Annotated in this window: 24 protein-coding genes; 8 read left to right on the forward strand and 16 right to left on the reverse strand. The window is 69.6% G+C overall.

Annotated elements, in window-relative coordinates; translation table 11 throughout:
• Positions 1-123: 123 nt before the first annotated feature.
• The 4 genes from ACIQK6_RS14800 to ACIQK6_RS14815 form a co-directional block, all read right to left on the reverse strand.
• Entirely contained in the window at positions 124-1,749 is a 1,626-nt protein-coding gene (locus tag ACIQK6_RS14800; protein ID WP_329102804.1) for a ubiquinol-cytochrome c reductase cytochrome b subunit, read from the reverse strand.
• Positions 1,746-2,801 carry a Rieske 2Fe-2S domain-containing protein gene (locus ACIQK6_RS14805; protein ID WP_329102802.1) on the reverse strand — a complete coding sequence of 352 codons (1,056 nt, stop codon included), beginning with the start codon at positions 2,799-2,801 and terminating at the stop codon, positions 1,746-1,748. The genes ACIQK6_RS14800 and ACIQK6_RS14805 overlap by 4 nt, the downstream gene beginning before the upstream one ends.
• The gene (locus ACIQK6_RS14810; protein ID WP_266597481.1) at positions 2,798-3,607 is read right to left on the reverse strand and encodes a c-type cytochrome; all 810 of its coding nucleotides are present in this window, start codon (positions 3,605-3,607) and stop codon (positions 2,798-2,800) included. Before ACIQK6_RS14810 ends, ACIQK6_RS14805 begins: the two co-directional genes overlap by 4 nt.
• Before the next feature lie 76 nt (positions 3,608-3,683).
• Entirely contained in the window at positions 3,684-4,304 is a 621-nt protein-coding gene (locus ACIQK6_RS14815) for a heme-copper oxidase subunit III (protein ID WP_150257120.1), read from the reverse strand.
• Between the two features lie 199 nt (positions 4,305-4,503).
• On the opposite strand from ACIQK6_RS14815, the gene ACIQK6_RS14820 reads away from it, so the two are divergent.
• Positions 4,504-4,905: a hypothetical protein gene (locus ACIQK6_RS14820; protein WP_030016445.1), complete on the forward strand. Its 402-nt coding sequence runs from the start codon at positions 4,504-4,506 to the stop codon at positions 4,903-4,905.
• A gap of 156 nt (positions 4,906-5,061) precedes the next feature.
• Here ACIQK6_RS14820 and ACIQK6_RS14825 read toward each other — a convergent pair whose 3' ends face one another.
• The 4 genes from ACIQK6_RS14825 to coxB all read right to left on the reverse strand — a co-directional run bounded on the left by ACIQK6_RS14825 (position 5,062) and on the right by coxB (position 9,531).
• Positions 5,062-6,309 carry an Ig-like domain-containing protein gene (locus ACIQK6_RS14825; RefSeq protein ID WP_329102797.1) on the reverse strand — a complete coding sequence of 416 codons (1,248 nt, stop codon included), beginning with the start codon at positions 6,307-6,309 and terminating at the stop codon, positions 5,062-5,064.
• Between the two features lie 125 nt (positions 6,310-6,434).
• The gene (locus ACIQK6_RS14830; protein WP_030291781.1) at positions 6,435-6,833 is read right to left on the reverse strand and encodes a cytochrome c oxidase subunit 4; all 399 of its coding nucleotides are present in this window, start codon (positions 6,831-6,833) and stop codon (positions 6,435-6,437) included.
• Entirely contained in the window at positions 6,830-8,560 is a 1,731-nt protein-coding gene (gene ctaD, locus ACIQK6_RS14835) for a cytochrome c oxidase subunit I (RefSeq protein WP_329102795.1), read from the reverse strand. The genes ACIQK6_RS14830 and ctaD overlap by 4 nt, the downstream gene beginning before the upstream one ends.
• Positions 8,557-9,531 carry a cytochrome c oxidase subunit II gene (gene coxB / locus ACIQK6_RS14840; RefSeq protein WP_266597468.1) on the reverse strand — a complete coding sequence of 325 codons (975 nt, stop codon included), beginning with the start codon at positions 9,529-9,531 and terminating at the stop codon, positions 8,557-8,559. The genes ctaD and coxB overlap by 4 nt, the downstream gene beginning before the upstream one ends.
• A gap of 283 nt (positions 9,532-9,814) precedes the next feature.
• On the opposite strand from coxB, the gene ACIQK6_RS14845 reads away from it, so the two are divergent.
• The gene (locus ACIQK6_RS14845; protein WP_329102794.1) at positions 9,815-11,194 is read left to right on the forward strand and encodes an aminotransferase class V-fold PLP-dependent enzyme; all 1,380 of its coding nucleotides are present in this window, start codon (positions 9,815-9,817) and stop codon (positions 11,192-11,194) included.
• Positions 11,195-11,392: 198 nt separating this feature from the next.
• Here the strand turns inward: ACIQK6_RS14845 and ACIQK6_RS14850 are convergent, their stop codons facing one another.
• Positions 11,393-12,367, reverse strand: coding sequence for a carbohydrate kinase family protein (locus tag ACIQK6_RS14850; RefSeq protein ID WP_030012930.1), 975 nt, complete (start codon positions 12,365-12,367; stop codon positions 11,393-11,395).
• 131 nt (positions 12,368-12,498) lie between these two features.
• Between ACIQK6_RS14850 and ACIQK6_RS14855 the strand changes: the two genes are divergently transcribed.
• Entirely contained in the window at positions 12,499-12,738 is a 240-nt protein-coding gene (locus ACIQK6_RS14855) for a hypothetical protein (RefSeq protein ID WP_030389089.1), read from the forward strand.
• A 72-nt stretch (positions 12,739-12,810) separates the two neighbouring features.
• Complete coding sequence (locus ACIQK6_RS14860; protein ID WP_329102791.1) at positions 12,811-14,271, forward strand: hypothetical protein; 1,461 nt, start codon at positions 12,811-12,813, stop codon at positions 14,269-14,271.
• A 99-nt stretch (positions 14,272-14,370) separates the two neighbouring features.
• Here the strand turns inward: ACIQK6_RS14860 and erpA are convergent, their stop codons facing one another.
• Complete coding sequence (gene erpA / locus ACIQK6_RS14865; RefSeq protein ID WP_030010511.1) at positions 14,371-14,727, reverse strand: iron-sulfur cluster insertion protein ErpA; 357 nt, start codon at positions 14,725-14,727, stop codon at positions 14,371-14,373.
• 294 nt (positions 14,728-15,021) lie between these two features.
• Here erpA and nadA point away from each other — a divergent pair, with 294 nt between their 5' ends.
• The gene (gene nadA, locus ACIQK6_RS14870; RefSeq protein ID WP_266597456.1) at positions 15,022-16,209 is read left to right on the forward strand and encodes a quinolinate synthase NadA; all 1,188 of its coding nucleotides are present in this window, start codon (positions 15,022-15,024) and stop codon (positions 16,207-16,209) included.
• Between the two features lie 125 nt (positions 16,210-16,334).
• Here the strand turns inward: nadA and ACIQK6_RS14875 are convergent, their stop codons facing one another.
• From ACIQK6_RS14875 to cobS, 3 genes are all read right to left on the reverse strand, one after another.
• The gene (locus ACIQK6_RS14875; protein WP_402694911.1) at positions 16,335-19,484 is read right to left on the reverse strand and encodes an efflux RND transporter permease subunit; all 3,150 of its coding nucleotides are present in this window, start codon (positions 19,482-19,484) and stop codon (positions 16,335-16,337) included.
• A gap of 136 nt (positions 19,485-19,620) precedes the next feature.
• Positions 19,621-20,349, reverse strand: coding sequence for a response regulator transcription factor (locus ACIQK6_RS14880; RefSeq protein WP_327385876.1), 729 nt, complete (start codon positions 20,347-20,349; stop codon positions 19,621-19,623).
• 48 nt (positions 20,350-20,397) lie between these two features.
• A complete protein-coding gene (gene cobS / locus ACIQK6_RS14885) occupies positions 20,398-21,219 on the reverse strand; it encodes an adenosylcobinamide-GDP ribazoletransferase (protein WP_329102787.1) in 822 nt (273 codons plus the stop codon).
• Between the two features lie 70 nt (positions 21,220-21,289).
• Here cobS and ACIQK6_RS14890 point away from each other — a divergent pair, with 70 nt between their 5' ends.
• Positions 21,290-22,123 (forward strand): hypothetical protein, encoded by an 834-nt coding sequence (locus ACIQK6_RS14890; protein ID WP_402694912.1) that lies wholly within the window; start codon positions 21,290-21,292, stop codon positions 22,121-22,123.
• Between the two features lie 77 nt (positions 22,124-22,200).
• On the opposite strand, the gene ACIQK6_RS14895 is transcribed toward ACIQK6_RS14890, so the two are convergent.
• Together ACIQK6_RS14895 and ACIQK6_RS14900 are read right to left on the reverse strand one after the other, a co-directional pair.
• Positions 22,201-22,479 (reverse strand): hypothetical protein, encoded by a 279-nt coding sequence (locus tag ACIQK6_RS14895; RefSeq protein WP_329102783.1) that lies wholly within the window; start codon positions 22,477-22,479, stop codon positions 22,201-22,203.
• 13 nt (positions 22,480-22,492) lie between these two features.
• On the reverse strand, positions 22,493-23,287 hold the full coding sequence (locus tag ACIQK6_RS14900; protein ID WP_202201873.1) for a PspA/IM30 family protein: 795 nt from the start codon (positions 23,285-23,287) through the stop codon (positions 22,493-22,495).
• Positions 23,288-23,550: 263 nt separating this feature from the next.
• On the opposite strand from ACIQK6_RS14900, the gene ACIQK6_RS14905 reads away from it, so the two are divergent.
• Together ACIQK6_RS14905 and ACIQK6_RS14910 are read left to right on the forward strand one after the other, a co-directional pair.
• Positions 23,551-24,159, forward strand: a complete 609-nt coding sequence (locus ACIQK6_RS14905; RefSeq protein ID WP_329102781.1) for a DUF3043 domain-containing protein — start codon at positions 23,551-23,553, stop codon at positions 24,157-24,159.
• A gap of 50 nt (positions 24,160-24,209) precedes the next feature.
• Positions 24,210-24,968 carry a methyltransferase domain-containing protein gene (locus tag ACIQK6_RS14910; protein ID WP_329107999.1) on the forward strand — a complete coding sequence of 253 codons (759 nt, stop codon included), beginning with the start codon at positions 24,210-24,212 and terminating at the stop codon, positions 24,966-24,968.
• 106 nt (positions 24,969-25,074) lie between these two features.
• Here ACIQK6_RS14910 and ACIQK6_RS14915 read toward each other — a convergent pair whose 3' ends face one another.
• Positions 25,075-25,287, reverse strand: a complete 213-nt coding sequence (locus ACIQK6_RS14915; protein WP_030011614.1) for a hypothetical protein — start codon at positions 25,285-25,287, stop codon at positions 25,075-25,077.
• Positions 25,288-25,351: the final 64 nt, after the last annotated feature.

The following is a 25,351-nucleotide window of genomic DNA, read 5'->3' on the forward strand; positions in this document are numbered from 1 at the left end:
GTCAGGGTTCAGCCTATCCAGCCCCGGTTACGGCAAAGAGCCCCGTCCAGACACTGGACGGGGCTCTCGCCGTGGCGACACCAGGACTGACCGGAATCAGTCCCTCATGCGTTCATGCGGGGATCAGTGGTGGCCGTGGCCGGACTGGATCTCCTGGTACTCCTCCACCGTGGGCTTCGGGATCTGGTTGCCCTCGGCGTAGAAGCCCTTGCTGAGCTTCGCGCGCAGCTTCTCGGTGGCCTTCACCTTGCGCTCGACACCGTTCTCGTCGACCGTCGGGCCGATCTCGTACGGCTTGTACTGCTCGTGCGCGGTGAGGGTGTGCAGCTTGCCCTGCGGGAGCGGCTCGTGGACCTCGACGAACTCACCGTGCGGCAGACGCTTGATGATGCCGGTCTCGCGACCGTGCAGCACCTTGTCGTGGTCCCGGCGCTGGAGGCCGAGGCAGATCCGCTTGGTGACGATGAAGGCGAGGACCGGGACGACGAAGAAGCCGATCCGGACGAACCAGGTGATCGAGTTGATCGACAGGTGGAAGTACTGGGCGAACATGTCGTTGCCGCCGCCGATGAGGAGCACGATGTACTCCGCGATCCAGGCGACACCGAAGGCCGTACGGGTCGGGACGTTGCGCGGGCGGTCCAGGATGTGGTGCTCGCGCTTGTCGCCGGTGACCCAGGACTCGATGAACGGCCAGACGGCGATCGCGCCGAGCACCAGCGGGAAGAGCAGCAGCGGGATGAACACGCCCAGGACGAGCGTGTGGCCCCACATGTTGATCTCCCAGCCGGGCATGGCTCGGATCAGGCCTTCCGGCATACCCATGTACCAGTCGGGCTGCGCACCGGTGGACACGTGGTCCGGGCGGTACGGGCCGAGCGCCCAGATCGGGTTGATCGAGGCGACGGCCGCGACGGCCGCGATGACACCGAAGACCAGGAAGAAGAAGCCTCCGGCCTTGGCCATGTAGACCGGCAGCAGCGGCATGCCGACGACGTTGTTGTTCGTCTTGCCGGGGCCCGCGAACTGGGTGTGCTTGTGGTAGAAGACCAGGATCAGGTGGGCCACGAGCAGGCCCATCATGATGCCGGGCAGCAGCAGGATGTGCACCGAGTAGAACCGCGCGACGAAGTCGCCGCCCGGGAACTCCCCGCCGAACAGGAACATCGACAGGTACGTGCCGACGACCGGGACGGACAGGATGGCGCCCTGCATGAAGCGGACACCGGTACCCGAGAGCAGGTCGTCCGGCAGCGAGTAACCGGTGAAGCCGGTGAACATGCCGAGGACCAGCAGCAGGAAGCCGAAGATCCAGTTGACCTCACGGGGCTTGCGGAACGCGCCGGTGAAGAAGACGCGCATCATGTGCACGACCATCGCCGCGACGAAGATCAGCGCCGCCCAGTGGTGGATCTGACGGATCAGCAGGCCACCGCGGACGTCGAAGCTGATGTCCAGCGTCGAGGCGAAGGCCTCGGACATCATGACGCCCTGCATCGGCACGTACGAGCCGTGGTACACGACCTCGTTCATGCTCGGGTGGAAGAACAGCGTCAGGTACACACCCGTGAGGATGATGATGATGAAGCTGTAGAGGCAGATCTCACCGAGCATGAAGGACCAGTGGTCCGGGAAGATCTTGCGCATGTTGGCCTTGGCGAGGCTGTAGATGCCCAGGCGGCCGTCCGCCCAGTCCGCTACGCGCTCGCCGGCCGGCGCTTTGCGCTCGTTGTTCTCGCTGGTGCTCATCCGCGCTCCCAGAATGCAGGACCGACGGGCTCTTCGAAGTCGCCGAGCGCTTCGAGGAAGCCTTCGTCATTCACGCCGATCCGCAGCTGCGGAAGCGCGTGACCGGCCGGGCCGAAGATGACACGGGCGCCGTCGGAGAGGTCGAAGGTGGACTGGTGGCACGGGCAGAGCACGTGGTGCGTCTGCTGCTCGTACAGGCTGATCGGGCAGCCGACGTGGGTACAGATCTTGGAGTAGGCCACGATCCCGTCGTGGGACCACTCCAGTTCCTTCTTGTCCTTGATGTCCTCCGGCTGAATGCGGACGATCATCAGGGCGGCCTTGGCGATCTGGACCTGGAAGTCGTGCTGCTCCTCCTCCAGGCCTTCCGGCATGGCGAAGGTGAGCGAACCGACGTACACGTCCTCGGGACGCAGCGGCTCCATCGTGTTCTGGTTGATGAGCAGCTTGCCCTTGGCCCACAGGGTCTTGCGCAGCTTGTCCTCGGGCAGCGGGCCCAGGTCGCGCATGATCATGACGGCGGACAGCGGCAGCATGGCCAGCGCGCCCAGCATCGTGTTGCGGATCAGGGGACGTCGGCCGATGCCGGACTCGTTCGCGCCGTCGGCGAAGTCCTGCAGGACCTGCGCCTTGACCTCGGCCGGAGCGGCGATCTCGTGGCGCTCGGCGGCGACCTCGACGTCGGACATCAGGGTGCGGGCCCAGTGAACCGCGCCCGCGCCGATGCAGAAGAGGGCCACGCCCAGGGTCATGCCCAGGGAGAAGTTGAGCGCGCTGACCTTCCCGATGGGGAAGATGTAGACGATCTTGTCGACCGGGAAGATCACGTAGGACGCGATGAAGGCGATCGTCGCCAGCATCGACAGCGTGAAGAGCATCGCGACGGTGCGCTCGGAGCGCTTCGCCGCCCGCTCGTCGATGTCCTGGATGCGCGGCTTGTGGACCGGCAGGCCCGGGTCGGCGAACGGGTCGTCCGCGACCGCTACGCCGTGGTGGGCGTCGCCCTGCTCGCTCGGCAGGTGCTTGTCTTCGGGAATCTCTTGGCTACTCATGACTTCTTGGCCTTAGCGGTGTGGGCCGCGACCCAGACGGCGACAGCGATCAGCGCACCCAGGGCGAAGATCCAGCCGAACAGACCCTCGGAGACGGGGCCGAGGCCACCGAGCTTCAGGCCGCCGGGGCTGGTCGACTTCTCGCCGTTCACGTTCTGGAGGTACGCGATGATGTCCTTCTTCTGCTTCTCCGGCATGGTGCTGTCGGGGAAGGAGGGCATGTTCTGCGGGCCGGTCTGCATGGCCTCGTAGATGTGCTTCGGCGAGACGTCCTCAAGGTTGGGGGCGTACTTGCCGTTCGTCAGTGCGCCGCCTTCGCCGGTGAAGTTGTGGCACTGCGCGCAGTTGTTGCGGAAGAGCTCACCACCGTTGGCGATGTCGGCGCCCGCCGGGTCGTACTGCTTCGCGGTCGGCGTGATCGGACCTGCGCCGAGGGACGCGATGTACGCGGCCAGCTGGTCGATCTGCGCCTGGTCGTAAATGACGGGCTTCTTCGGCACCTGGGCGCCGGGCTGCTGGGCGGGCATGCGGCCCGTGCTCACCTGGAAGTCGACGGCCGCGGAGCCGACGCCGACCAGGCTCGGGCCGTCAGAGGAACCCTGACCGCCGGTTCCGTGGCAGCTTGCGCAACCCACGGCGTAGAGCTTCTTGCCCTCCTCGATGGCGAGGGACTGGGCGGTTTCATCGGCCTGCGCCTTGCCCGCGGGGGCGAAGGCGGCGTACAGCCCCCCAGTGGCCGCCAGCGCGAGGAGTAGAACGACGACCGCCGCCAGCGGATGGCGTCGTCGTGCGGAGAGCTTTTTCACGGATTACCCCGGTGTCAGGATCTTCTGCGTCGGTGTGTCTGGATGGAGTGCCGGGTCTTGCCCGGTGACGTGTTCGCTACTTGATCAGGTAGATCGTCGCGAAGAGGCCGATCCAGACGACGTCGACGAAGTGCCAGTAGTAGGACACGACGATGGCCGACGTGGCCTGTTCGTGGGTGAACCTCTTGGCCGCGTACGTCCGGCCGAGGACCAGCAGGAAGGCGATGAGACCGCCCGTCACGTGCAGCCCGTGGAAGCCGGTGGTCAGGTAGAACACCGAGCCGTACGGGTTGGACGAGAGGGACAGGCCCTCATGCTTGACCAGCTCGGTGTACTCGAACACCTGGCCGCCAATGAAGATCGCACCCATGACGAACGTGATGATGAACCACGTCCGGAGCTTCTTCACGTCACCGCGCTCGGCGGCGAATACGCCGAGCTGGCAGGTGAGCGAGGAAAGCACCAGGATCGTCGTGTTCGTCGCCGAGAAGGGCAGATTCAGGGCGTCGGCCTGTTCTGTCCAGAACTCGGGACCCATCACGGATCGCAGGGTGAAGTACATCGCGAAGAGGGCCGCGAAGAACATCAGCTCGGAACTCAACCAGATGATGGTTCCGACGCTGACGAGGTTCGGCCGGTTGACCGTCGGGTGCGCGTGCCCGGTATCTACTGTCGTTGCTGTCGCCACGACCGACATTATGTCGGTCGCTTATCCCGCCCTCACCCCGGGGGGTGCCGTTCGGAGTGTCAGGGGCGTGTGCAAGGCCCGAACGGCCCATCAGATGAGTCCTCCGCGCGGCCACCTGCGACATGTTCGAACCGATGTTGACGGCGCACCGGGAGGAGTAGCATCCCGCGCAACATCAACGTGATTCACGGCCACGTGGAGGAACGAAATGCGGGCGACTGCGCGGGTTCTGGTCTACAGCAACGACGCGGGCACCCGGGAGCAGGTGCGGCTGGCGGCAGGACGCAGGCCCGCCGCGGACCTGCCGCCGGTGGAGTTCCTGGAGTGCGCGACGCTGCCGGCGGTCCTGACGGAGCTGGATGCGGGCGGCATCGACGTGTGCGTGCTGGACGGCGAGGCGGTTCCGGCCGGGGGCATGGGGGTGTGCCGACAGATCAAGGACGAGATCTTCCGGTGTCCGCCGGTGCTGTTGCTGATGGGGCGCCCCCAGGACGCCTGGCTGGCCACGTGGAGTCGCGCGGACGCCGCCGTGACCCTTCCGGTGGACCCGGTGCAGTTCGCGGACACCCTGGCGGGCCTGCTGAGGACCCGTCTGTCCCTGGACGCCTGATAAGCCCTTGGGGGCGCCTTGTCGGTCACACCCGGCCCGACCGGCAGGACACCCCTTGTAGGGCCCGCGCGTGCCTCGTAGGGGGGCCGTACGGGTGAACGGGCCGGGAATTTCCCCCCGGACGTCCTCCGGGGGGAGGGGCCGGCCCGGGACGGCTCAGACGGTGGGGCGCAGGCGGGCCTGGTCGACCGGGCTGCGGCCTTCCTGGGTGCCCTTGAGCAGGGCGCTGCCCTGGCGCCAGTCCTTCCAGTCCATGTTCCAGTCGCCGAAGCCGTTGCCGAAGACGTCCATGTCGTCGCCGATGCTGTTGATCACCTGGACGATGTCGCCCTCGGTGATGTTCTCGTAGAACCAGGCGGCGTTGCCGGTGCTCATGCCCGTGCAGCCGTGGCTGACGTTCTCGTAGCCCTGGGAGCCGACGGACCACGGTGCGGCGTGGACGTATTCACCACTCCAGGTGACGCGGGTGGCGTAGTAGACGGGCAGGTTGTAGTACTCGCTGCCGCCGATGCCGACGGTGTCGCCGCGCATCTGTACGAAGTACTGCTTGCCCAGCACCACCTTGATGCCGTTTCGGGTGGAGAAGCCGGGCTTGCCGGTGGTCACCGGAATGGTGTTGATCACTTCTCCGTTGCGCTTGAACGTGAGGTAGTGCGAGGAGGCGTCGGTGGTGACCTCGACCCGGTCGCCGATCTCCAGCTTCAGCGGCTTGGCGACGGCCCCGTGGAGCTCGTCGGTGATCCGGACGCCCTCCAGGTTGCTCCGTACGGATACGGCGGAGTTGGCGGGCCAGTAGTCCTTGGGCCGGTAGTGGAGGTTCTTGTCGTCCACCCAGTGCCAGGCGCCCTCGACTCCGGGCGGGGCGTCGACGACGAGGCCCCGTTCCACGATGGCGCGGGCGGCCTTGTCCTTGACCGGCTCGCTGAGTTCGGCGGTGATGGGCTGTCCGACGCCGTACTTGCCCTCGTCCGGGCCGAACTCGACCTTCAGGATCCCCTTGGACGGGGTGGTGTCGAAGGTGAGCGTGCGCTGCCCGGGGGCGCCCCGCTCGTCCTCGGTGCTCACGGTGACCGTGTAGCGGACGCCTGAGGCCATCGGGGTGGTGCTGTGCCAGCGGTCCCCCTTGGCGCTCAGTTCGCCCGCCAGGCGGCGGCCGTGGGTGTCCACGGCCAGCACGTCGGTGATCCGGCCGCCACCGCTCTTGGCGGTGATTTCGAGGGGCCGGTCGGGGTCCACGGGGCGGCTGCCGGCGCGCTGGTTGAAGGCGACCTGATCGCCCGCGTCGTACGGGCGGGCTGACAGCGGGTTCTTGTCGCCGGACCCGCATGCGGTGGCGCCGGCCCCGAGGGACGCGACCAGCAGGGAGCAGCTGAGTACCGTCCAAAGACGCGGTGAGTGCTTCATGGAGCCAACGCTATGAAGATATGACAATTACGGCGCGCGGGGTGACTGCAAACGAGGGGCCCGGGCTCCTCCTGGAGGAGGTGCCCGGGCCCCAAGTGCGTCGCGGCGCGGCCGCGAAGGTGCTGCTACTGGTTCTGGTTCTCACCGCGGTAGTACTCGTACACCCAGCCCCACAGGCCGATCACGATGATCGGGGCCGAGAAGTACATGAGCCACCAGCCGAAGATGACGCCCATGAACGCGAGCGCGCCGCCGATGCCCAGCGAGAGCGGCTGCCAGCTGTGCGGGGAGAAGAACCCCAGCTCGCCCGCCTCGTCGGCGACGTCGGCCTCCAGGTTGTCCTGGGCCATCTCGTCCACGCGCTTGGCCGTGAAGGCCAGGTAGTAGCCGATCATGACGCTCAGGCCGAAGGCCAGGAAGAGCGCGGTGGTACCGACGGGCTCCTTCGACCACACGCCGTACACGACGGCCATGATCAGGATGAAGAAGGAGAGCCAGAGGAACATCTTGCCCTGGATCTTCACTTGTCGGCCTCCTTGCCGCCGGTGACGGCCTGGGCGGCGACGCTGTGGTCCTCGAGGTGGTCGAGGGCCGCGATCTCAGGGTGGTGCAGGTCGAACGCCGGGGACTCGGAACGGATCCGCGGCAGGGTGAGGAAGTTGTGCCGCGGCGGCGGGCAGGACGTCGCCCACTCGAGCGAACGGCCGTAACCCCACGGGTCGTCGACCTCGACCTTCTTGCCGTACTTGGCGGTCTTCCAGACGTTGTACATGAACGGCAGCATCGACAGGCCGAGCACGAACGAGCTGATCGTCGAGATCGTGTTCAGCGCGGTGAAACCGTCGGCGGCGAGGTAGTCCGCGTAACGACGCGGCATGCCCTCGGCACCGAGCCAGTGCTGCACCAGGAAGGTGCCGTGGAAGCCGACGAACAGCGTCCAGAACGTCATCTTGCCGAGACGCTCGTCCAGCATCTTGCCCGTGAACTTCGGCCACCAGAAGTGGAAGCCGGCGAACATCGCGAACACCACGGTGCCGAAGACGACGTAGTGGAAGTGCGCGACGACGAAGTACGAGTCGGAGACGTGGAAGTCCATCGGGGGCGAGGCCAGGATGACGCCGGTCAGACCACCGAAGGTGAAGGTGACCAGGAAGCCGATCGTCCAGAGCATCGGGGTCTCGAAGGACAACGAGCCCTTCCACATGGTGCCGATCCAGTTGAAGAACTTCACACCGGTCGGTACCGCGATCAGGAAGGTCATGAAGGAGAAGAACGGCAGCAGCACACCACCGGTGACGTACATGTGGTGGGCCCACACGGTCACGGAGAGGCCGGCGATCGCGATCGTCGCGGCGATCAGGCCGATGTAGCCGAACATGGGCTTGCGGCTGAAGACCGGGATGATCTCGGAGACGATTCCGAAGAACGGCAGGGCGATGATGTACACCTCTGGGTGTCCGAAGAACCAGAAGAGGTGTTGCCATAGCAATGCGCCGCCGTTCGCGGCGTCGAACACGTGCGAACCGAACTTGCGGTCGGCCTCCAGCGCGAAGAGCGCGGCGGCCAGCACCGGGAAGGCGAGCAGGACCAGAACACCGGTCAGCAGCACGTTCCAGGTGAAGATCGGCATGCGGAACATCGTCATGCCGGGTGCGCGCATGCAGATGATCGTGGTGATGAAGTTGACCGAGCCGAGGATGGTGCCGAAGCCGGAGAAGGCCAGACCCATGATCCACATGTCGGCGCCGATGCCCGGCGACCGGACCGCGTCCGACAGCGGGGAGTAGGCGAACCAACCGAAGTCGGCGGCGCCGTTCGGCGTGACGAAGCCGGCCACCGCGATGGTCGAGCCGAAGAGGTACAGCCAGTACGCGAACATGTTCAGCCGCGGGAACGCCACGTCGGGCGCGCCGATCTGCAGCGGCATGATCCAGTTGGCGAAGCCCGCGAAGAGCGGGGTGGCGAACATCAGCAGCATGATCGTGCCATGCATGGTGAACGCCTGGTTGAACTGCTCGTTCGACATGATCTGCGTGCCCGGACGGGCCAGCTCGGCGCGCATGAAGAGCGCCAGCAGGCCGCCGATGATGAAGAACACGAACGACGTGACCAGGTACATCGTGCCGATGGTCTTGTGGTCGGTCGTGGTCATCCACTTCACGACCACGTTGCCCGGCTGCTTGCGCCGTACCGGCAGCTCGTTCTCATACGAGTCGGCGGCGGCACCCTGGGATTCGTTGAGGATGCTCACAGTTTGTTCACTTCCGCATTCCGGGCCGGGTCGGTCTGCTGGATACCGGCCGGGAGGTAGCCGGTCTGACCCTTCTCCGCCAGATCCTTCAGGTACGCCCGGTACTCCTCGGGGGAGACCACCTTGACGTTGAAGAGCATCCGGGAGTGGTCAACGCCGCAGAGCTCGGCGCACTTGCCCATGAAGGTGCCGTATTCGGACGGGGTGACCTCGAAGACGTTGGTGTGGCCCGGAATGACGTCCTGCTTGAACAGGAACGGGACCACCCAGAAGGAGTGGATCACGTCGTTCGACGACAGGATGAAGCGGACCTTCTCGCCCTTGGGGAGGACCAGGGTCGGACCCGGGTTGCCCGTCTGGGGGTTCCGGTCGCCCGGGACGCCCTTCTGGTAGACGCCCTCGGCGCCCGCCGGGAAGTCCTTGGTGAAGCGGTCCGGGATGGAGGCGAGCTCCTTCGGGACCGCGCCCGCCTTCGGGGTCGCCGCGTCGCCGTCGACGTTCTCGACGTAGTTGAAGCCCCAGCTCCACTGGAAGCCGATCACGTTGATCGTGTGCGGCGGCTTCGGGGTGAGGGCCAGGAGCTTCGACTCGTCACGCGCGGTGAAGTAGAAGAGCACCGAGACGATGATGAGCGGGACCACGGTGTACAGCGCCTCGATGGGCATGTTGTACCGGGTCTGCGCGGGGACCTCGATCTTCGTCCGGCTGCGCCGGTGGAAGATGACGCTCCAGATGATCAGGCCCCACACGAGGATGCCCGTGACCAGCGCGGCCGCCCAGGATCCCTGCCACAGGGAGAGGATGCGCGGCGCCTCCTCGGTTACCGGAGTCGGCATTCCGAGGCGGGGGAAGTCTTTCCATGTATACGAGCAACCAGTGGCGGTCGCCAGGACCACGCCCGCAGTCAGCGCCTGCAGCAGCTTCCGCCGCATCGGGCGCCGCGGCGAGCGGTCGGAGCCGTAGGGACTCACGTAGCGCCTTCCCGAGAGTCTCGGCCCGCGCGGCCGGCCGCGGCCGTGTTCGGGTCGGTCGCCGGCCCTGACGCAGGCAGGGGTTTGGATGTTTATGCGGACCAAACCCTACTGGACGCTATTTGGGGTCGCGCGGGGAGGGTGCCCAACGCGCCGCTACTGCCCCCGAAGGGATGGATCCGCCGTCCGGGGGACGGTGCGAATGGCCCTGAATGGCGGGCTCCGGAGCCCATCTGACGCCCCCTGACCTCGAACGCTCGGGGGCTGGAGCTAGCGTGGCCGGATGCCGTACTTCGACAGCGCGTCCGCCGCTCCCCTGCACCCCGTGGCCCGCCAGGCGTTGCAGGCCTCCCTGGACGAGGGCTGGGCCGATCCGGCCCGGCTCTACCGGGAGGGCAGGCGCGCCCGACTGTTGCTGGACGCGGCGCGGGAGGCCGCCGCGGAGGCGGTGGGATGCCGGCCCGACGAGCTCGTGTTCACTCCTTCGGGGACGCACGCGGTTCACACGGGGGTGGCGGGGGTCCTCGCGGGGCGCCGGCGCATCGGTGGCCACCTGCTCGTATCGGCGGTCGAACACAGTTCTGTATTGCACGCGGCCGAGGCGCACGGGGCGCGCGGCGGGACGGTGACCGAGGTCCCGGTGGACCGGTGGGGCGCGGTGACTCCCGCCGGCTACGCGCAGGCGCTCGTCCCGGAGAGCGCCCTCGCCTGCCTCCAGTCGGCCAACCACGAGGTGGGCACGGTCCAGCCGGTGGCGGAGGTGGCCGAGGTCTGCGCGGCGGCCGGGGTGCCGCTGCTGGTGGACGCGGCCCAGTCGCTGGGCTGGGGGCCGGTGGAGGGCGCCTGGTCCGTACTGGCCGCGAGTGCGCACAAGTGGGGCGGCCCGCCCGGGGTCGGCCTGCTGGCGGTCCGCAAGGGGGTGCGCTTCTCTCCCCAAGGCCCCGCGGACGAGCGGGAGTCGGGCCGCTCCCCCGGTTTCACGAACCTGCCCGCGATCGTGGCCGCGGCGGCTTCCTTGCGGGCCGTACGGGCCGAAGCGGACGCGGAGGCGGCCCGACTGCGGGTCCTGGTGGACCGCATCCGGCGACGGGTGGTGCGGCTGGTCCCGGACGTGGAGGTGGTGGGCGATCCGGAGCGGCGGCTGCCGCACCTGGTCACCTTCTCCTGCCTGTACGTCGACGGGGAGACGCTGTTGCACGAGCTGGACCGGGCCGGCTTCTCGGTGTCCTCCGGCTCTTCGTGCACGAGCTCCACGCTGACCCCCAGTCACGTGCTGCGGGCGATGGGCGCGCTGTCGGAGGGGAACGTACGGGTGTCCCTGCCGCCGGGGACGCCGGCGCAGGAGGTCAACGCGTTCCTGGAGGTGCTGCCGCGCGCGGTGGCGGACGTACGGAAACGGCTCGGCGTGTCGGAGCCCCCGGCGGTGGCTCCGGTGGCGGACTCCCTGGAGCTCGACGCGCTCGGGCTGCGGTGCCCCCAGCCGGTGATCGAACTGGCCCGGGCGATCGTCACGGTCCCCGTGGGCGGGACCGTCACGGTCGTCTCCGACGACGAGGTGGCCCGGTTGGACATCCCGGCGTGGTGCGCGATGCGGGGCCACACCTATGTCGGCGAGACCCCGCGCGAAACCGGCACCGCCTACACGGTCCGCCGAGCCCTCTGACCGGGCCGGGCCACCTTCAGCCTCACCGGCCCCGATCCGGCTCCGCCGGGCACATCCAGCCCCTCCGGCGTTTGAGGAGCGGGGTCTGGGGCGGAGCCCCAGGAAACCCGGCTCCGCCGGGCACATCCAGCCCCTCCGGCGTGGCTGGAATTGCCCGGGCTCAGCCCCAATGGGCTGGAGTGGGCCCGGGCCCGGCGGTCAGGCGAGGTGGGCGCGGACCTCCGCCGCGGCTTCGTCGCCGTAGGCCTTGGTGAAGCGCTCCATGAAGTGGGCACGGGCCAGGGTGTACTCCTGGGTGCCCAGGGTTTCGATCACCAGCGTCGCGAGCATGCAGCCCAGCTGCGCCGCACGCTCCAGGCCGACGCCCCAGCCCAGACCGGTCAGGAACCCGGCGCGGAACGCGTCGCCGACACCCGTCGGGTCGACCTTCGCGGTCTCCTCCGGGCAGCCGACCACGATCGGGGCCTCGCCAACGCGCTCGATCCGGACGCCGTTGGAGCCCAGCGTGGTCACGCGGGTGCCGACCTTCGACAGGATCTCCTCGTCGGTCCAGCCGGACTTCGACTCGATGAGGCCCTTCTCGTACTCGTTCGAGAAGAGGAAGGTCGCGCCCTCCATCAGGGTGCGGATGTTGTCGCCGTCCATCCGCGCGATCTGCTGCGAGAAGTCGGCGGCGAAGGGGATCCCGCGCGTGCGGCACTCCTCCGTGTGGCGCAGCATCGCCTCGGGGTCGTCCGCGCCGATCAGGACGAGGTCGAGCCCGCCCACCCGGTCGGCGACGGACTTCAGCTCGATCAGCCGGGCCTCGCTCATCGCGCCCGTGTAGAAGGAGCCGATCTGGTTGTGGTCGGAGTCCGTGGTGCACACGAAGCGCGCGGTGTGCAGCACCTCGGAGATCCGGACGGACTCGGTGTCGACGCCGTGCCGGTCCAGCCAGGCGCGGTACTCGTCGAAGTCGGAGCCGGCGGCTCCGACGAGGATCGGGCGGATGCCGAGCTGCCCCATACCGAAGCAGATGTTCGGGCCGACCCCGCCCCGCCGGACGTCGAGGTTGTCGACGAGGAAGGAGAGGGAGACCGTGTGCAGCTGGTCCGCGACCAGCTGGTCGGCGAAACGGCCGGGGAAGGTCATGAGGTGGTCGGTGGCGATGGAGCCGGTGACTGCGATGCGCACGGCGTGGACGCTCCTGCTGAGGACGGCGAGGGACAGTCAAAACTACCCGGTAAGCGGCCCCCGGCTGTACCCCAGAAACTACCCCTTAGTAGGTCTTTCTTCGCCACAGTTCCGATGCCTACGGTGCCTGCATGACCTACACCGACGGTTTCGGCTACTCCGAGTACACCGCCGACAAGCGCGGCGCGGAAGCCCCACGACAGCCCGGTTTCGCCCGTCTGCTGGGTGACTGTGCCCGGATGGCCCCGCACTGGGCGGTCCCGGCGGGTCCCCGGCCGGTCCGGGTGGCCCCTTCGCAGATCCACGGGATCAGCGTCCCGCCGGCCTCGGCACGGCTGATCGCCGCCACGTCCGTGTACGGGGACCAGTAGGAGGGAACCGGTTTCGCTCCCGCTCCGTCACACCCGCATCAGGTACGACGGGACCGGTGAAGGAGCGATGCGGTGACCAGCGAAGGACCCGACGACACAACACGCGGCACACGGCGGCGGCCGGCCTGGGCCGTCGGCTCGATCGCGGCCGCCGTCCTGCTGGCGGGCGGCGGCACCGCGTACTGGGCATCGACGGCCTACGGCGAAGGTGGGCAGGGCCACCGTACGGGTGACAGCGCGGCCTCCGCGCCCCGCGACGCGGGAGACCCCTCGGGCCCGGGCATCGCGCCGGGGGAGCCCGATCCGTCCGGCGGCGCGGTGGTCTACCGGGCCGACGTGAAGCTTCCGGAGGCCCCGGCAGGCGCGCCCACCTATGCGCTGTCCGGTGAGGTCACCTCGGCGGAGGTGGCCCGCCTCGCGGCGGCCCTGGGCCTGCCCGGCGAGCCGCGGCTGAGCGGGGACGTGTGGCTGGCCGGGGAGGCCGCCGACGGCTCCGGGCCCCGGCTCACGGTGGCCCGCACGGCCCCGGGGACGTGGAACTTCGCCCGCTTCCAGGCTCCGGGCAACGGCGGCGGGAACGGTGCCGGGGACGACTGTGTGCGCGGCAAGGACACCTGCGGCCCGGCCACGCTCCCGCAGGACCCGGGGGCGGGTGCGGGCGGCGGGGCCGAGACGGGCACGCCGGTGTCGGAGGAGGCCGCCAAGGCCGCCGCGGCCCCCGTGCTGGCGGCCGCGGGGGTGGAGGGGGCCAAGGCGGACGCCCGGTCCCACCAGGGTTCGGTACGGGTGGTGGCCGCCGACCCGGTGGTCGGCGGGCTGCCCACGCAGGGCTGGTCCACGAAGGTGAGCGTGGGCTCCGACGGCTCGGTGGTGGGGGGCAACGGGGAGCTGAAGGCCCCCGTGCGGGCGGCCGACCAGCAGGTGGTCGGGGCCGTGGAGGCGTTGGCCCGGCTGAACGCGAAGTCGGGCGGCCAGGAGGGCAACCCCGAGCCCAGCGGTTGTGCAAGCGCGGTCCCGCTGGCGGCGGACACCCCGGTGTCGTCCACGGACGCGGTGCCGTGCAACCCGGAGCCGCGGCCGATGAAGCCGCCGCGGACGGAGACGGTGAAGGGCGCCGTGCTCGGGCTGGTCCCCGGCACGGTGAACGGGGCGCAGGGGCTGGTTCCGGCCTGGCTCTTCGAGGTGGCGGGCCAGGGCGGCGCGCCGGGCCGCACGGTGGCCCAGCCGGCTGCGGCCGCCCAGGAGAGCACTCCGGGCCCGAAGGACATGCGCACGGTGACCGGGTTCTCGTACGCGGAGGCCGACCGGAAGCTGACCGTGAACTTCTGGGGCGGTGTGTGCAGCACCTACGCCGTGGAGGCGCGGGAGCAGGCGGAATCGGTGCTGGTGAAGATCACGGACACCCCGAACAAGCCGGGCCAGGCCTGCATCATGCTGGCGAAGGACATGTCCTTGACGGTGCAGCTGCAGCAGCCGCTGGGCGACCGGAAGGTGATCGACGCGGCCACGGGCAAGCCGCTCCCCCGGCAGTAGCAGGGGTCCCGGGCAGGGCCCGGAGCCCGGTATGGCACGAGGGCCCGCCCCCGGTCGGATTCGACCGGGGGCGGGCCCTCGTCACGCGGGTGTCCAGGCTTAGCTGAACGAGTCGCCGCAGGCGCAGGAGCCCGTGGCGTTGGGGTTGTCGATCGTGAAGCCCTGCTTCTCGATGGTGTCGACGAAGTCGATGGAAGCCCCGTGGAGGTACGGGGAGCTCATCCGGTCCGTGACGACCTTCACACCGTCGAAGTCCTTCACGACGTCGCCGTCGAGGGAGCGCTCGTCGAAGAAGAGCTGGTAGCGCAGGCCGGAGCAGCCACCGGGCTGGACGGCGACGCGGAGTGCCAGGTCATCGCGGCCTTCCTGCTCCAGCAGGGTCCTGACCTTCTCGGCGGCGGCGTCGGACAGGAGGATGCCGTCGCTCACAGTGGTCTTGTCGTCCTGTACGGACATCTGCATTCACTCCCGAAGTGGGCGGCTCCCCGCGGGGGGGCGGGGAAACGTCGGACTCTTGCCGTCGGTGGCAACGAGCGGGACCGCGGATTCATTCCGGGACCCGACGCTTGTTTCAGATATTCCATGCTCGCACACCGCGCGCGGGGGTGGACCCGGCGAATCGTGGGCTGATGCGTCACATTGACACTATCGGCATCGTCAAACTGACGTGAAGCGGCTATCATAGATAACGTCAAATAGACGAGAAGTCGAAGTGACGATCCAGAAGTCCCTTGTCGCAGAACAGAAAGGGTGCGTGTCGTGACCACCGCCCAGCCGTTGGACGTCCAGCCGACGCCCCTTGCCCTGCTGCTGCTCGGCCGTGAGGCCGACCCCAAGAGCGAGCGCGGGGTGGAGTGCCCCGGCGACCTGCCCTCGCCGTCGGACCCGAACCTCGTGGAGCGTGCCCGCGCGGCCAAGGAGAAGCTCGGGGACAAGGTCTTCATCCTGGGCCACCACTACCAGCGTGACGAGGTCATCGAGTTCGCGGACGTCACCGGCGACTCCTTCAAGCTGGCCAAGGACGCGGCCGCCAAGCCGGAGGCCGAGTACATCGTCTTCTGCGGCGTGCACTTCATGGCCGAGTCCGCGGACATCCTGACCTCGGACGACCAGAAGGTGGTCCTGCCCGACCTGGCCGCCGGCTGCTCGATGGCCGACATGGCCACCGCCGAGCAGGTCGCGGAGTGCTGGGACGTACTGACCGAGGCCGGCATAGCCGGCAGCACGGTGCCCGTCTCGTACATGAACTCCTCCGCCGACATCAAGGCCTTCACCGGCAAGCACGGCGGCACGATCTGCACCTCGTCCAACGCGAAGAAGGCCCTGGAGTGGGCCTTCGAGCAGGGCGAGAAGATCCTCTTCCTCCCGGACCAGCACCTGGGCCGCAACACCGCCGTCCGCGACATGGGCATGTCCCTGGACGACTGCGTGCTCTACAACCCGCACAAGCCGAACGGCGGCCTCACCGTCGAGCAGCTGCGGAACGCCAAGATGATCCTGTGGCGGGGGCACTGCTCGGTGCACGGCCGGTTCTCGGTCGACTCGGTCAACGACGTCCGCGCCCGGATCCCCGGCGTGAACGTCCTGGTCCACCCCGAGTGCAAGCACGAGGTCGTGGCGGCCGCGGACTACGTCGGTTCGACGGAGTACATCATCAAGGCGCTGGAGGCGGCCCCGGCCGGTTCCAAGTGGGCCATCGGCACCGAGCTGAACCTGGTCCGCCGGCTGGCGAACCGGTTCGCTGCCGAGGACAAGGAAGTCGTCTTCCTCGACAAGACGGTCTGCTTCTGCTCGACGATGAACCGCATCGACCTCCCGCACCTGGTGTGGACCCTGGAGTCCCTGGCCGAGGGCAACCTTGTCAACCAGATCCAGGTCGACAAGGAGACGGAGAGCTTCGCGAAGCTCGCGCTGGAGCGGATGCTCGCCCTCCCGTAGGGGCGACCGGTGCGGCTCCGGCCCGCAGACGCCCGAAGGGGCGGCTCCCGTACGGGAGCCGCCCCTTCGGCGTTCGGCCGGTCGGCCGGTCGGGCGGGCCGAGTGGCTCGGCCCGCCCCACCCGGTCAGGCGTTGGCCGGGGTCTCTTCCTCGCTGGACTCGCTGGACCCGCTGGGGGAGATCACCCTCAGCTTGGCCCCGCGCTTCGCCGCGCGCTTGGCGCGGCGGCGCTCCTTGCGGAGCTCGACCATCGTGTAGAGGGTCGGCACGAGCAGCAGCGTCAGCAGGGTGGAGCTGACCAGGCCGCCGATCACCACGACCGCGAGCGGCTGCGAGATGAAGCCGCCCTCGCCGGTGACGCCCAGCGCCATCGGGAGCAGCGCGAAGATCGTCGCCAGGGCCGTCATCAGGATCGGGCGCAGCCGGTGCCGGCCGCCCTCGATGACCGCTTCCACGACGTCCAGGCCCTGCGCGCGGTACTGGTTGACCAGGTCGATCAGGACGATCGCGTTGGTCACGACGATGCCGATGAGCATCAGCATGCCGATCATGGCCGGGACGCCCATCGGGGTGCCGGTGGCGATGAGCAGGCCGAGCGCGCCGGTCGCCGCGAACGGGATGGAGACCAGCAGGATCAGCGGCTGGACCAGCGACCGGAAGGTCGCGACCAGCAGCATGAACACGATCGCGATGGCCGCGAGCATGGCCAGGCCCAGCGAGCCGAAGGCCTCGTCCTGGTCCTCGGAGACACCGCCGATGGATGCGGTGGCGCCCTCCGGCAGGTCCAGGGCCTTGAGCTTGGTCTGCAGTTCGGTGCTGACCGCGCCGGTGTTGTCGCCGAGCGGCCGTGCGGTGACGGTGGCGGCGCGGGCGCCGTCGATCCGGGTCATCGCGACCGGGCCGGGGACTTCCTTGACCTCGGCGATGTCGCCGAGCTTGACCGGGCCGACGGGGAGCGCCTGCAGTTCGGCCAGGGTGGTGGCCGGCTGCGCGGACCTGATGACGATGTCCCGCTCGGTGTCGTCGAGTACGGCCTTGCCCGCCGGGTTGCCCCGGACGGCCTGCGCGACGATCGCGCCGAGCGCGGCCTGGTCCAGGCCGGCCTCGGCCGCCTTGGGGGTGGCGGTCACGGAGATGCGGGGCACGGACTGGGACAGGTCGCTCTGCACGTCGGCGACGTTCTTGAGCTTCGCGACCTCGGCGCGGACCTGCTCGGCGGCCTCGGCGAGGACCTTGCCGTCACCGGCCTTGACGACCACGCTGAGGTTCTGGTTGCCGAAGCCGTCGCCCGCCACGATGCGGGTCTCGCCGATGCCGTCGAGAGCGGCCAGCTTGCCCTCGATGCCCTTCTTGACGGCGTCCGCCTTGTCGGAGTCCTTCAGGCTGACCTGGTACGAGGCCTGGTTGGAGCCCGTACCGCCGCCGAAGGCCGCGAGGAAGCCGGAGGAGCCGACGGTGACCTGGTAGCTCTTGACCCCGTCGACCGAGGCGAGCACCTGCTCGATCTTGCGGCTCGCCTCGTCGGAGGCGGCCAGCGAGGTGCCGGGGGCGAGCTCCTGCTTGACCGTCAGGACCTCCTGCTCGCCCTGGTCGAAGAAGTTGGTCTTCAGCAGCGGGGTCATCCCGAAGGTGGCGATCAGGACGACCACCGCGATGGCCACACTGGTCACCCGGCGCCGGGTGGCGAAGCCCAGCACGCGGACGTAGAAGAGCTGGAGGCGGCTGCGCGCCTCCTTCTCCTCGGCTTCGCGGCGCGCCTTGGCCGCGCTCTCGGCGTTCCCGGGCTCGACGCCCTTGGGCGCGCTCAGGAACCAGTACGAGAGCACCGGTACGACCGTCAGCGACACGAGCAGCGAGGCCAGCAGGGCCGCGGTGACGGTGAGCGAGAAGGAGCCGAAGAGCTCGCCGATCATGCCGCTGGTGAGGCCGATCGGCAGGAAGACGGCGACGGTGGTGAGGGTGGAGGAGGTGACCGCCCCGGCGACCTCCTTGACCGCGGTGATGATCGCGGCCTCGCGCTCCTCGCCGTAACCGAGGTGGCGCTTGATGTTCTCCAGGACCACGATCGAGTCGTCGACCACGCGGCCGATGGCGATGGTGAGGGCGCCCAGGGTCAGCATGTTCAGCGACAGGTCCTGGGTCCACAGCACGATGAGCGCGAGGACGACGGACAGCGGGATGGAGACCGCCGTGACCAGCGTCGAGCGCAGCGAGGCCAGGAAGACCAGGATCACGATCACCGCGAAGAGCAGGCCGAGCATGCCTTCGGTGGTGAGGCTGGAGATGGACTTGGCGACGGCCGGGCCCTGGTCGCTGACGACGGTCAGGTCGGCGCCGGCACCGAGCGCGGTGCGCAGCTCGGGCAGCTTGTCCTTGACCGCGTCGGAGATGGCGACCGCGCTACCGTCCTTGTCCATGGTCAGGACGAGGGCGAGGCTGGGCTTGCCGTTGGTGCGGGTGATGGAGACGGCCTTGGCCGGCTCCTGCTTGACGGTGGCGACGTCGGCGAGGCGGACGGCCGGCTTGCCCGGGCCGGGGGTCAGCCGCAGGTCCTCGACCTGGGCGAGGGAAGTGAAGCCGTTGCCCACGCGGACGGTGCGGTTCTTGCCGGCCTCGTCGAAGGAGCCGGCGGGAACGGCGGCGCCGCCCGCTTGGAGGCCCTGGGCGAGGGAGGCGCCGTCGAGGCCGGCCGCCGCGAGCTTGGCGTTGTCGGGGGTGACGGTGACCTGGAGGTCCTGGACGCCGTCGACGGTGACCTGGCCGACGCCCTCGATGTCCGACAGGACGGGGACGACGGATCGTTCCAGCTGGTCGGCGAGCGCCTGCTGGTCCTTGTCGGCGGTGACGGCCAGGATGACGGTCGGGATGTCGTCGGTGGAACCGGCGACGACCTGCGGGTCCACCTCGGCGGGCAGCCGGACACGGGCCCGGTTCACGGCCTGCTGGACGTCCGCGACGAGCTGCTTGGTGCCGCTGTCGCCGTAGTCGAAGGTGGCCATGATGAGGGCGTTGCCCTCGCTGGCGGTGGAGGTGATGCCGGTGATGCCGTCGACACCCTTGAGCATGGCCTCGATCGGTTCGACGACCTGCTTCTCGACCACGTCGGGCGAGGCGCCCTGGTACGGCGCGAGCACGGACACCATCGGCAATTCGATGGAGGGCAGCAGCTGCTGCTTGAGCTGCGGGATGGCTATGGCGCCGAAGAGGAGCGCGACGATCGACACGAGGCCGACCAGGGCCCTTTGGGCCAGGCTGAAGCGGGACAGCCAGGTCATGGGTATGAGATCTCTCTGCAGTGACGAACGCGAGGGCACTCCTACCCTGTCGCACCGGGGTGCCACGTTTCGTCGCTCGCAGGTGCCGTCCTTATGTGCGGCATACCGCGTCTGGAGTACGTCGTACGGAGCGGCACTACTCCGCGCGCGGGCGGACCAGTCCCGATTCGTAGGCAATGACCACCAATTGGGCCCGGTCGCGGGCGCCGAGCTTCGCCATGGCCCGGTTCACGTGGGTCTTGACGGTCAGCGGGCTGACCTCCAACCGCCCGGCGATCCCGTCGTTCGACAGTCCGGCCGCGACGTGTACGAGGACCTCGCGCTCCCGGACGGTCAGCGCGGCGAGCCGCTGCGCGTGCGCCCCGGCCGAGGCCCCGGCGGCTGCCGGATCGGCGCCGCCGCCCTGGGCGAGGAAGGTGGCGATGAGCCCTTTGGTGGCGGCCGGGGAGAGCAGCGCCTCGCCGGCCGCGGCGACGCGGATCGCGTTGAGCAGCTCCTCGGGTTCGGCCCCCTTGCCGAGGAAGCCGGAGGCGCCGGCCCGCAGGGCCGAGACCACGTACTCGTCGACCTCGAAGGTCGTGAGCATCACCACGCGCACGGCGGCGAGTTCCGGGTCCGCGCTGATCATGCGGGTGGCGGCGAGCCCGTCGGTGCCGGGCATCCGGATGTCCATGAGGACGACGTCGGGACGCATCCGGCGGGCGAGTTCAAAGGCCTGTGCCCCGTCGGAGGCCTCCCCGACGACCTCCATGTCGGGCTCGGAGTCGACGAGCACCTTGAAGGCGCTGCGCAGCAGCGCCTGGTCGTCGGCGAGCAGCACCCTGACGGGCGCGGCGGAGGGCAGGTCCGTCGCATGTTGGTCCACGGGGTGAGGGTACGCGGGGTGAGGGTACGCGGGCCCGCCCGGCCGGGCTCAGCCCAGGGCGAGGACGATCAGGGCGGTGGTCGCCGCGACCTCCGCGAGGGCGCCGAAGACGTCACCGGTGACCCCGTCGAAGCGGCGTACGCAGCGGCGGAGCAGCAGCTGCGCGGCGAGCAGGGCGGCCAGGACCGCCGCCGCGCTCCGGCCGACGGCGGTCAGGCCCAGCGGGAGTGCGGCTGCCGCGGCCAGGGCGACGGTGAGCACGGCGATCAGGACGGCGGCGCGGCGCGGGACCACCCCGGCGACGGCTGCCCCGAGCCCTCCGGGGCGGGCCGCCGGGACCCCTTCCCGGCAGGCCAGGGTCATGGCGACGCGGGCCGCGACGGCGGCGACCACGGCGGCGAGGGCGCCGCGGATCCAGCTGTCGGCGTAGATGTCGGACAGCGCGGCGACCTGCAGGAGCAGCACGAACACCAGGGCCACGACGCCGAAGGGGCCGATGTCGGACTGCTTCATGATCCGCAGGGCCTCGTCGGCGGGTTTGGCGCTGCCGAGGCCGTCGGCCGTGTCGGCGAGGCCGTCGAGGTGCAGTCCCCGGGTCAGTGCGGCCGGTACGGCGACGGTGACGGCCGCGGCGAGCAGCGGTCCCCCGCCGAGCAGCAGCAGGAGCGCTCCGGGCAGGGCCGCGAGCACGCCCACGACCAGCCCAGCGAGCGGGGCGCAGGCCATTCCGGTACGGGCGGCGGGACGGTCCCAGCGGGTGATGCGGGCGGGCAGCACGGTGAGCGTGCCGAACGCGAAACGGAGGCCGTCGCGGAACGAGGCGCGTTCCGGGGGCGGCATCGGGGGCGGGCCGTCGTACGAATCTGTCATCGGCGGGAACGGTACCCGCTCCACGCGAGCGGTAAATTACCCATTACATGCCAAATAGGGAGTCAGTGGGATGGGTCACTGGTGGTATCGGAATATCGTCGAACCGGGGAAGCTGCCGCTCCTGCTCGCCCTGCTCTCCTTCGTGATGTCGTTCCTGGTCACCCGTGTAATCACCCGGATGATCCGGGCCGGCCGGGGGCCCTTCGGGAACGTCACCCCGGGAGGTCTGCACATCCACCACGTGGTGCCGGGCGTGATCCTCGTGATCATCGGCGGCTTCGGCGCGGTCGGCAGCGGCCGGTACGGCTTCGGCGCGTACGTCTCGGCCGTGATCTTCGGGCTGGGTGCGGGCCTGGTCCTGGACGAGTTCGCGCTGATCCTGCACCTCGACGACGTCTACTGGAGCGAGCAGGGCCGCAAGAGCGTGGAGCTCGTGGTCATCACGGCCGCCGTCGTGGCCCTGGTCATCGGCGGTTTCGTGCCCTTCGGGGTGAACGACCTGTCGACCGAGGAGCGCCAGAGCCGCGGCCTGGTGGTCATGAACGGGGCCACCAACTTCTGCCTCTCCCTGCTCGCCCTGTGGAAGGGCAAGGCGCGCACCGCGCTCTTCGGCCTGGTCGTGCCCCTCGTGGCGCTCGTGGGCGCGATCCGGCTGGCCCGGCCCGGATCCCCGTACGCGAAGAGGTTCTACGCGAACCGGCCGCGCGCCCGGGCCAAGGCCGGGCTGCGCGCCTTCCACCACGACCGGCGCTGGGCGGGGCCGCGCCGCAGGTTCGAGAACTTCATCGGCGGGACCCCGGACCCGGACCACGGCCCGGACCGCGGCCTGGGACACGGCCCGGAACACGGCCCGGACTCCGATCCGGACCAGGCGGTCTCCCTGGAGAAGCCGCCCCCGCACTGACGACGACGACGGCGGGCTCTCCCCCCTTCGAAAGGGGGAGAGCCCGCCGCCATGGCGTCGGTGTACCCGGCCCGGGCTCAGCCCGGGATCAGTCCGTCGTCGCTGAGCATCTCCCTGACCTCGTCCAGGGCGGCTTCGTCACCGGGGAGGATCAGCTCGGACGGCTCCAGCGCATCGTCCGGGAGCGGTGTGCCGAGTCGCCGTACGGCGTCGAGCAGTGCGCCCAGGGTCCGCCGGAAGCCCTCCTCGTCACCGCCCTCCAGCTCCGCGAGCAGTTCGTCGTCGAGCTCGTTCAGCTCGGGGAAGTGGCTGTCGGCCACTTCCACCTGACCTTCCCCCATGATGCGGACGATCATGACGGGCCCCGTCCTACTGCTTGTCGAACCGGTGCGGAGCCTGCGGCTGCTGGCCGTTGCCCTGCGCGCCGCCCTCGATGGCCTGCTGCTGGGCGGACGGGCCGCCCGCCAGCTCGGCCTTCATGCGCTGGAGCTCCAGCTCCACGTCCGTACCGCCCGAGAGGCGGTCCAGCTCGGCCTGGATGTCGTCCTTGGAGCCGAGGCCGCTCTGGTCGTCGAGCGCGCCGGAGGCCAGCAGCTCGTCGATCGCACCGGCGCGGGCCTGCAGCTGGGCGGTCTTGTCCTCGGCCCGCTGGATGGCCAGGCCGACGTCGCTCATCTCCTCGGAGATGCCGGAGAAGGACTCCGCGATCCGGGTCTGCGCCTGGGCCGCCGTGTAGGTGGCCTTGATGGTCTCCTTCTTCGTGCGGAAGGCGTCCACCTTGGCCTGGAGCCGCTGGGCGGCCAGCGTCAGCTTCTCCTCCTCGCCCTGCAGGGTCTGGTGCTGCACCTCCAGGTCGCTGACCTGCTGCTGGAGCGAGGCGCGCCGGGACAGGGCCTCGCGGGCCAGGTCCTCGCGGCCCAGGGCGAGGGCCTTGCGGCCCTGGTCCTCCAGCTTGGCGGACTGCCCCTGGAGCTGGTTCAGCTGAAGTTCCAGGCGCTTGCGGGAGGTCGCCACGTCCGCGACCCCGCGGCGCACCTTCTGCAGCAGCTCCAGCTGCTTCTGGTACGAGTAGTCGAGGGTTTCGCGCGGGTCCTCGGCCCGGTCAAGGGCCTTGTTCGCCTTCGCGCGGAAGATCATCCCCATACGCTTCATGACACCGCTCATGGGCTTCGCGCGCCCCCTTCTAGACGGACTGTGCTCCAGATCACCGACAGAACCCACAGTACGGGCCCTGCCTCCATTACCGCACTGTTCGAGTACGGATGCGCTCCTCCTCCAGGAGGACTACGCCCCCGCCCCATCAGGCGTAAGGAGTAGGTGATCCCAGGAGAACGGGCCCACCGCACGGACCGTGCAAGAGGAAGGACGCCCGCCGTTGCCGGATCGTTCCCCAGCGGGGTGGGGCCCGTGCCCGCAACCACGTAGGCTTGGGTTTTGTGTTTGGTAGCCGCTCCTCCAAGGAAGAGAAGGCCGCCGCCACCGACAAGGTGAGCGCCGACCTCTCGCAGCCCCGTGACCCGCAGGCCCCGAAGGGCCGCCCTACGCCGAAGCGTGCTGTGGCCCAGTCGCAGCGCAAGGCCGTGGTGGCCTCGACCGGCAACCGCAAGGAGGATGCCAAGCGAGCCCGCGAGCGTCGCCGCACCGAGATGGCCAAGCAGCGCGAGGCGCTGGCCAACGGCGACGAGCGTTACCTGCCCACCCGTGACAAGGGCCCCGTCCGCCGGTTCGTCCGCGACTACGTGGACTCCCGCTACTCGGTCGCCGAGATGTTCCTGCCCCTGGCGGTGGTCATCCTGGTGCTGAGCATGGTGCGGCAGACCTCGGTCCAGAGCATCGCGCTGACGCTGTGGCTCGTCGTGATCGTCCTGATCCTGCTCGACTCCATCGGCCTGGTGTTCCGCCTCCGCAAGGCCCTGGCCACGCGCTTCCCGGACGAGCCCCGCCGCGGCGCCATCGCCTACGGCCTCATGCGCACCCTCCAGATGCGCCGGCTCCGTCTCCCGAAGCCTCAGGTCAAGCGCGGGGAACGGCCCTGACCGGAGGGACGCCCGGCGCGTCGGGGGAAGGCTTCGCCGAGGGGGCACGCCTGTGGCTCGAGGGCCTGGGCGGACTGCGCAACGCGGTCCGTCAGGAGCTCGTGGGCCGACAGGTGGACGAGCAGATCGCGCAGCGCTTCCCGGTCGGGCAGCGGCTGCGCGTGCTCGACGTCGGCATGGGCCAGGGCACGCAGGCACTGCGGCTGGCCCGCGCCGGGCACAAGGTGACGGGCCTGGAACAGGACCCCGGGATGCTGGCCGTCGCCCGTGAGGCGCTGGCCGCGGAGCCCGAGGGGATCCGTGACCGGGTCACCCTGCTCGAGGGGGACGGGCGCGAGACCGGCGCCCACTTCCTGCCGGGCAGTTTCGACGTGGTGCTGTGCCACGGGGTGCTGATGTACGTGCCCGAACCGGACGCCATGCTGGCCGGGCTGGCCCGGATGCTGGCCCCGGGCGGACTGCTGTCCCTGCTCGTGCGCAACGGCGACGCGCTCGCCATGCGGCCGGGACTGGGCGGCGACTGGAAGGGCGCGCTGGCCGCGTTCGACTGCACCGACTACACGAACCGGCTGGGGCTCGAGGTCCGCGCGGACCGGCTGGCCGGACTGACGGCGACCCTGTCGGGGATCGGTGCGCCGCTGCAGTCCTGGTACGGCGTCCGCGTCTTCACCGACGGCACCGAGGCGGGCGAGGTCCTGCCGCCCGACGAGGAGCTGGAGCAGCTGCTCGCCGCCGAGGACCGGGCCGGTCGGAGCGACCCCTACCGGGGTGTGGCGGCACTGCTGCACCTTTGCGGGGTACGGGGCTAGCCCCGCGGAACAGGCACGAGGAAGGGGCGGGCCGGGGGGAGAACCCCCGGCCCGCCCCTTCTTCGACTGCGACTGCGGCCCTAGATCTGCCGGGCCCGGGGCAGGGTTACGCGTCCAGGGCGGCGCGCAGGCTCATCGTGTAGAGCTCGGTCCCGCCGTCGTCGGACAGCTTCACCTGCTCGACGCCGCCTTCCAGCAGGTCCTTCCAGTACTCGCCGATCCAGGACTCCGCGTCCCCCTGCGTGGTGAACTCCTCGGGTACCACCGACGGGCTCGTCTCGGTGCCGTCGGCCGTCTCGAACCGCCACGTCCACGCCATGTCCGCCTCCGTTGCTCGCACGCTTCCTGTCCTGAGTGTGCCCGCAGAGTAACCGGGCGCGCAG

This window comes from Streptomyces sp. NPDC091682 (assembly GCF_044756625.1).
Lineage (GTDB): Bacteria > Actinomycetota > Actinomycetes > Streptomycetales > Streptomycetaceae > Streptomyces.

Excerpts from the sequence above, each read along its gene's own strand:
- ACIQK6_RS14800 (WP_329102804.1), bottom strand. The coding sequence starts at position 1,749 with ATGAGCACCAGCGAGAACAACGAGCGCAAAGCGCCGGCCGGCGAGCGC.
- ACIQK6_RS14805 (WP_329102802.1), bottom strand. The coding sequence starts at position 2,801 with ATGAGTAGCCAAGAGATTCCCGAAGACAAGCACCTGCCGAGCGAGCAG.
- ACIQK6_RS14815 (WP_150257120.1), bottom strand. The coding sequence starts at position 4,304 with ATGTCGGTCGTGGCGACAGCAACGACAGTAGATACCGGGCACGCGCAC.
- ACIQK6_RS14820 (WP_030016445.1), top strand. The coding sequence starts at position 4,504 with ATGCGGGCGACTGCGCGGGTTCTGGTCTACAGCAACGACGCGGGCACC.
- ACIQK6_RS14825 (WP_329102797.1), bottom strand. The coding sequence starts at position 6,309 with ATGAAGCACTCACCGCGTCTTTGGACGGTACTCAGCTGCTCCCTGCTG.
- ACIQK6_RS14845 (WP_329102794.1), top strand. The coding sequence starts at position 9,815 with ATGCCGTACTTCGACAGCGCGTCCGCCGCTCCCCTGCACCCCGTGGCC.
- ACIQK6_RS14855 (WP_030389089.1), top strand. The coding sequence starts at position 12,499 with ATGACCTACACCGACGGTTTCGGCTACTCCGAGTACACCGCCGACAAG.
- erpA (WP_030010511.1), bottom strand. The coding sequence starts at position 14,727 with ATGTCCGTACAGGACGACAAGACCACTGTGAGCGACGGCATCCTCCTG.
- ACIQK6_RS14875 (WP_402694911.1), bottom strand. The coding sequence starts at position 19,484 with ATGACCTGGCTGTCCCGCTTCAGCCTGGCCCAAAGGGCCCTGGTCGGC.
- cobS (WP_329102787.1), bottom strand. The coding sequence starts at position 21,219 with ATGACAGATTCGTACGACGGCCCGCCCCCGATGCCGCCCCCGGAACGC.
- ACIQK6_RS14890 (WP_402694912.1), top strand. The coding sequence starts at position 21,290 with ATGGGTCACTGGTGGTATCGGAATATCGTCGAACCGGGGAAGCTGCCG.
- ACIQK6_RS14895 (WP_329102783.1), bottom strand. The coding sequence starts at position 22,479 with ATGATCGTCCGCATCATGGGGGAAGGTCAGGTGGAAGTGGCCGACAGC.
- ACIQK6_RS14900 (WP_202201873.1), bottom strand. The coding sequence starts at position 23,287 with ATGAGCGGTGTCATGAAGCGTATGGGGATGATCTTCCGCGCGAAGGCG.
- ACIQK6_RS14915 (WP_030011614.1), bottom strand. The coding sequence starts at position 25,287 with ATGGCGTGGACGTGGCGGTTCGAGACGGCCGACGGCACCGAGACGAGC.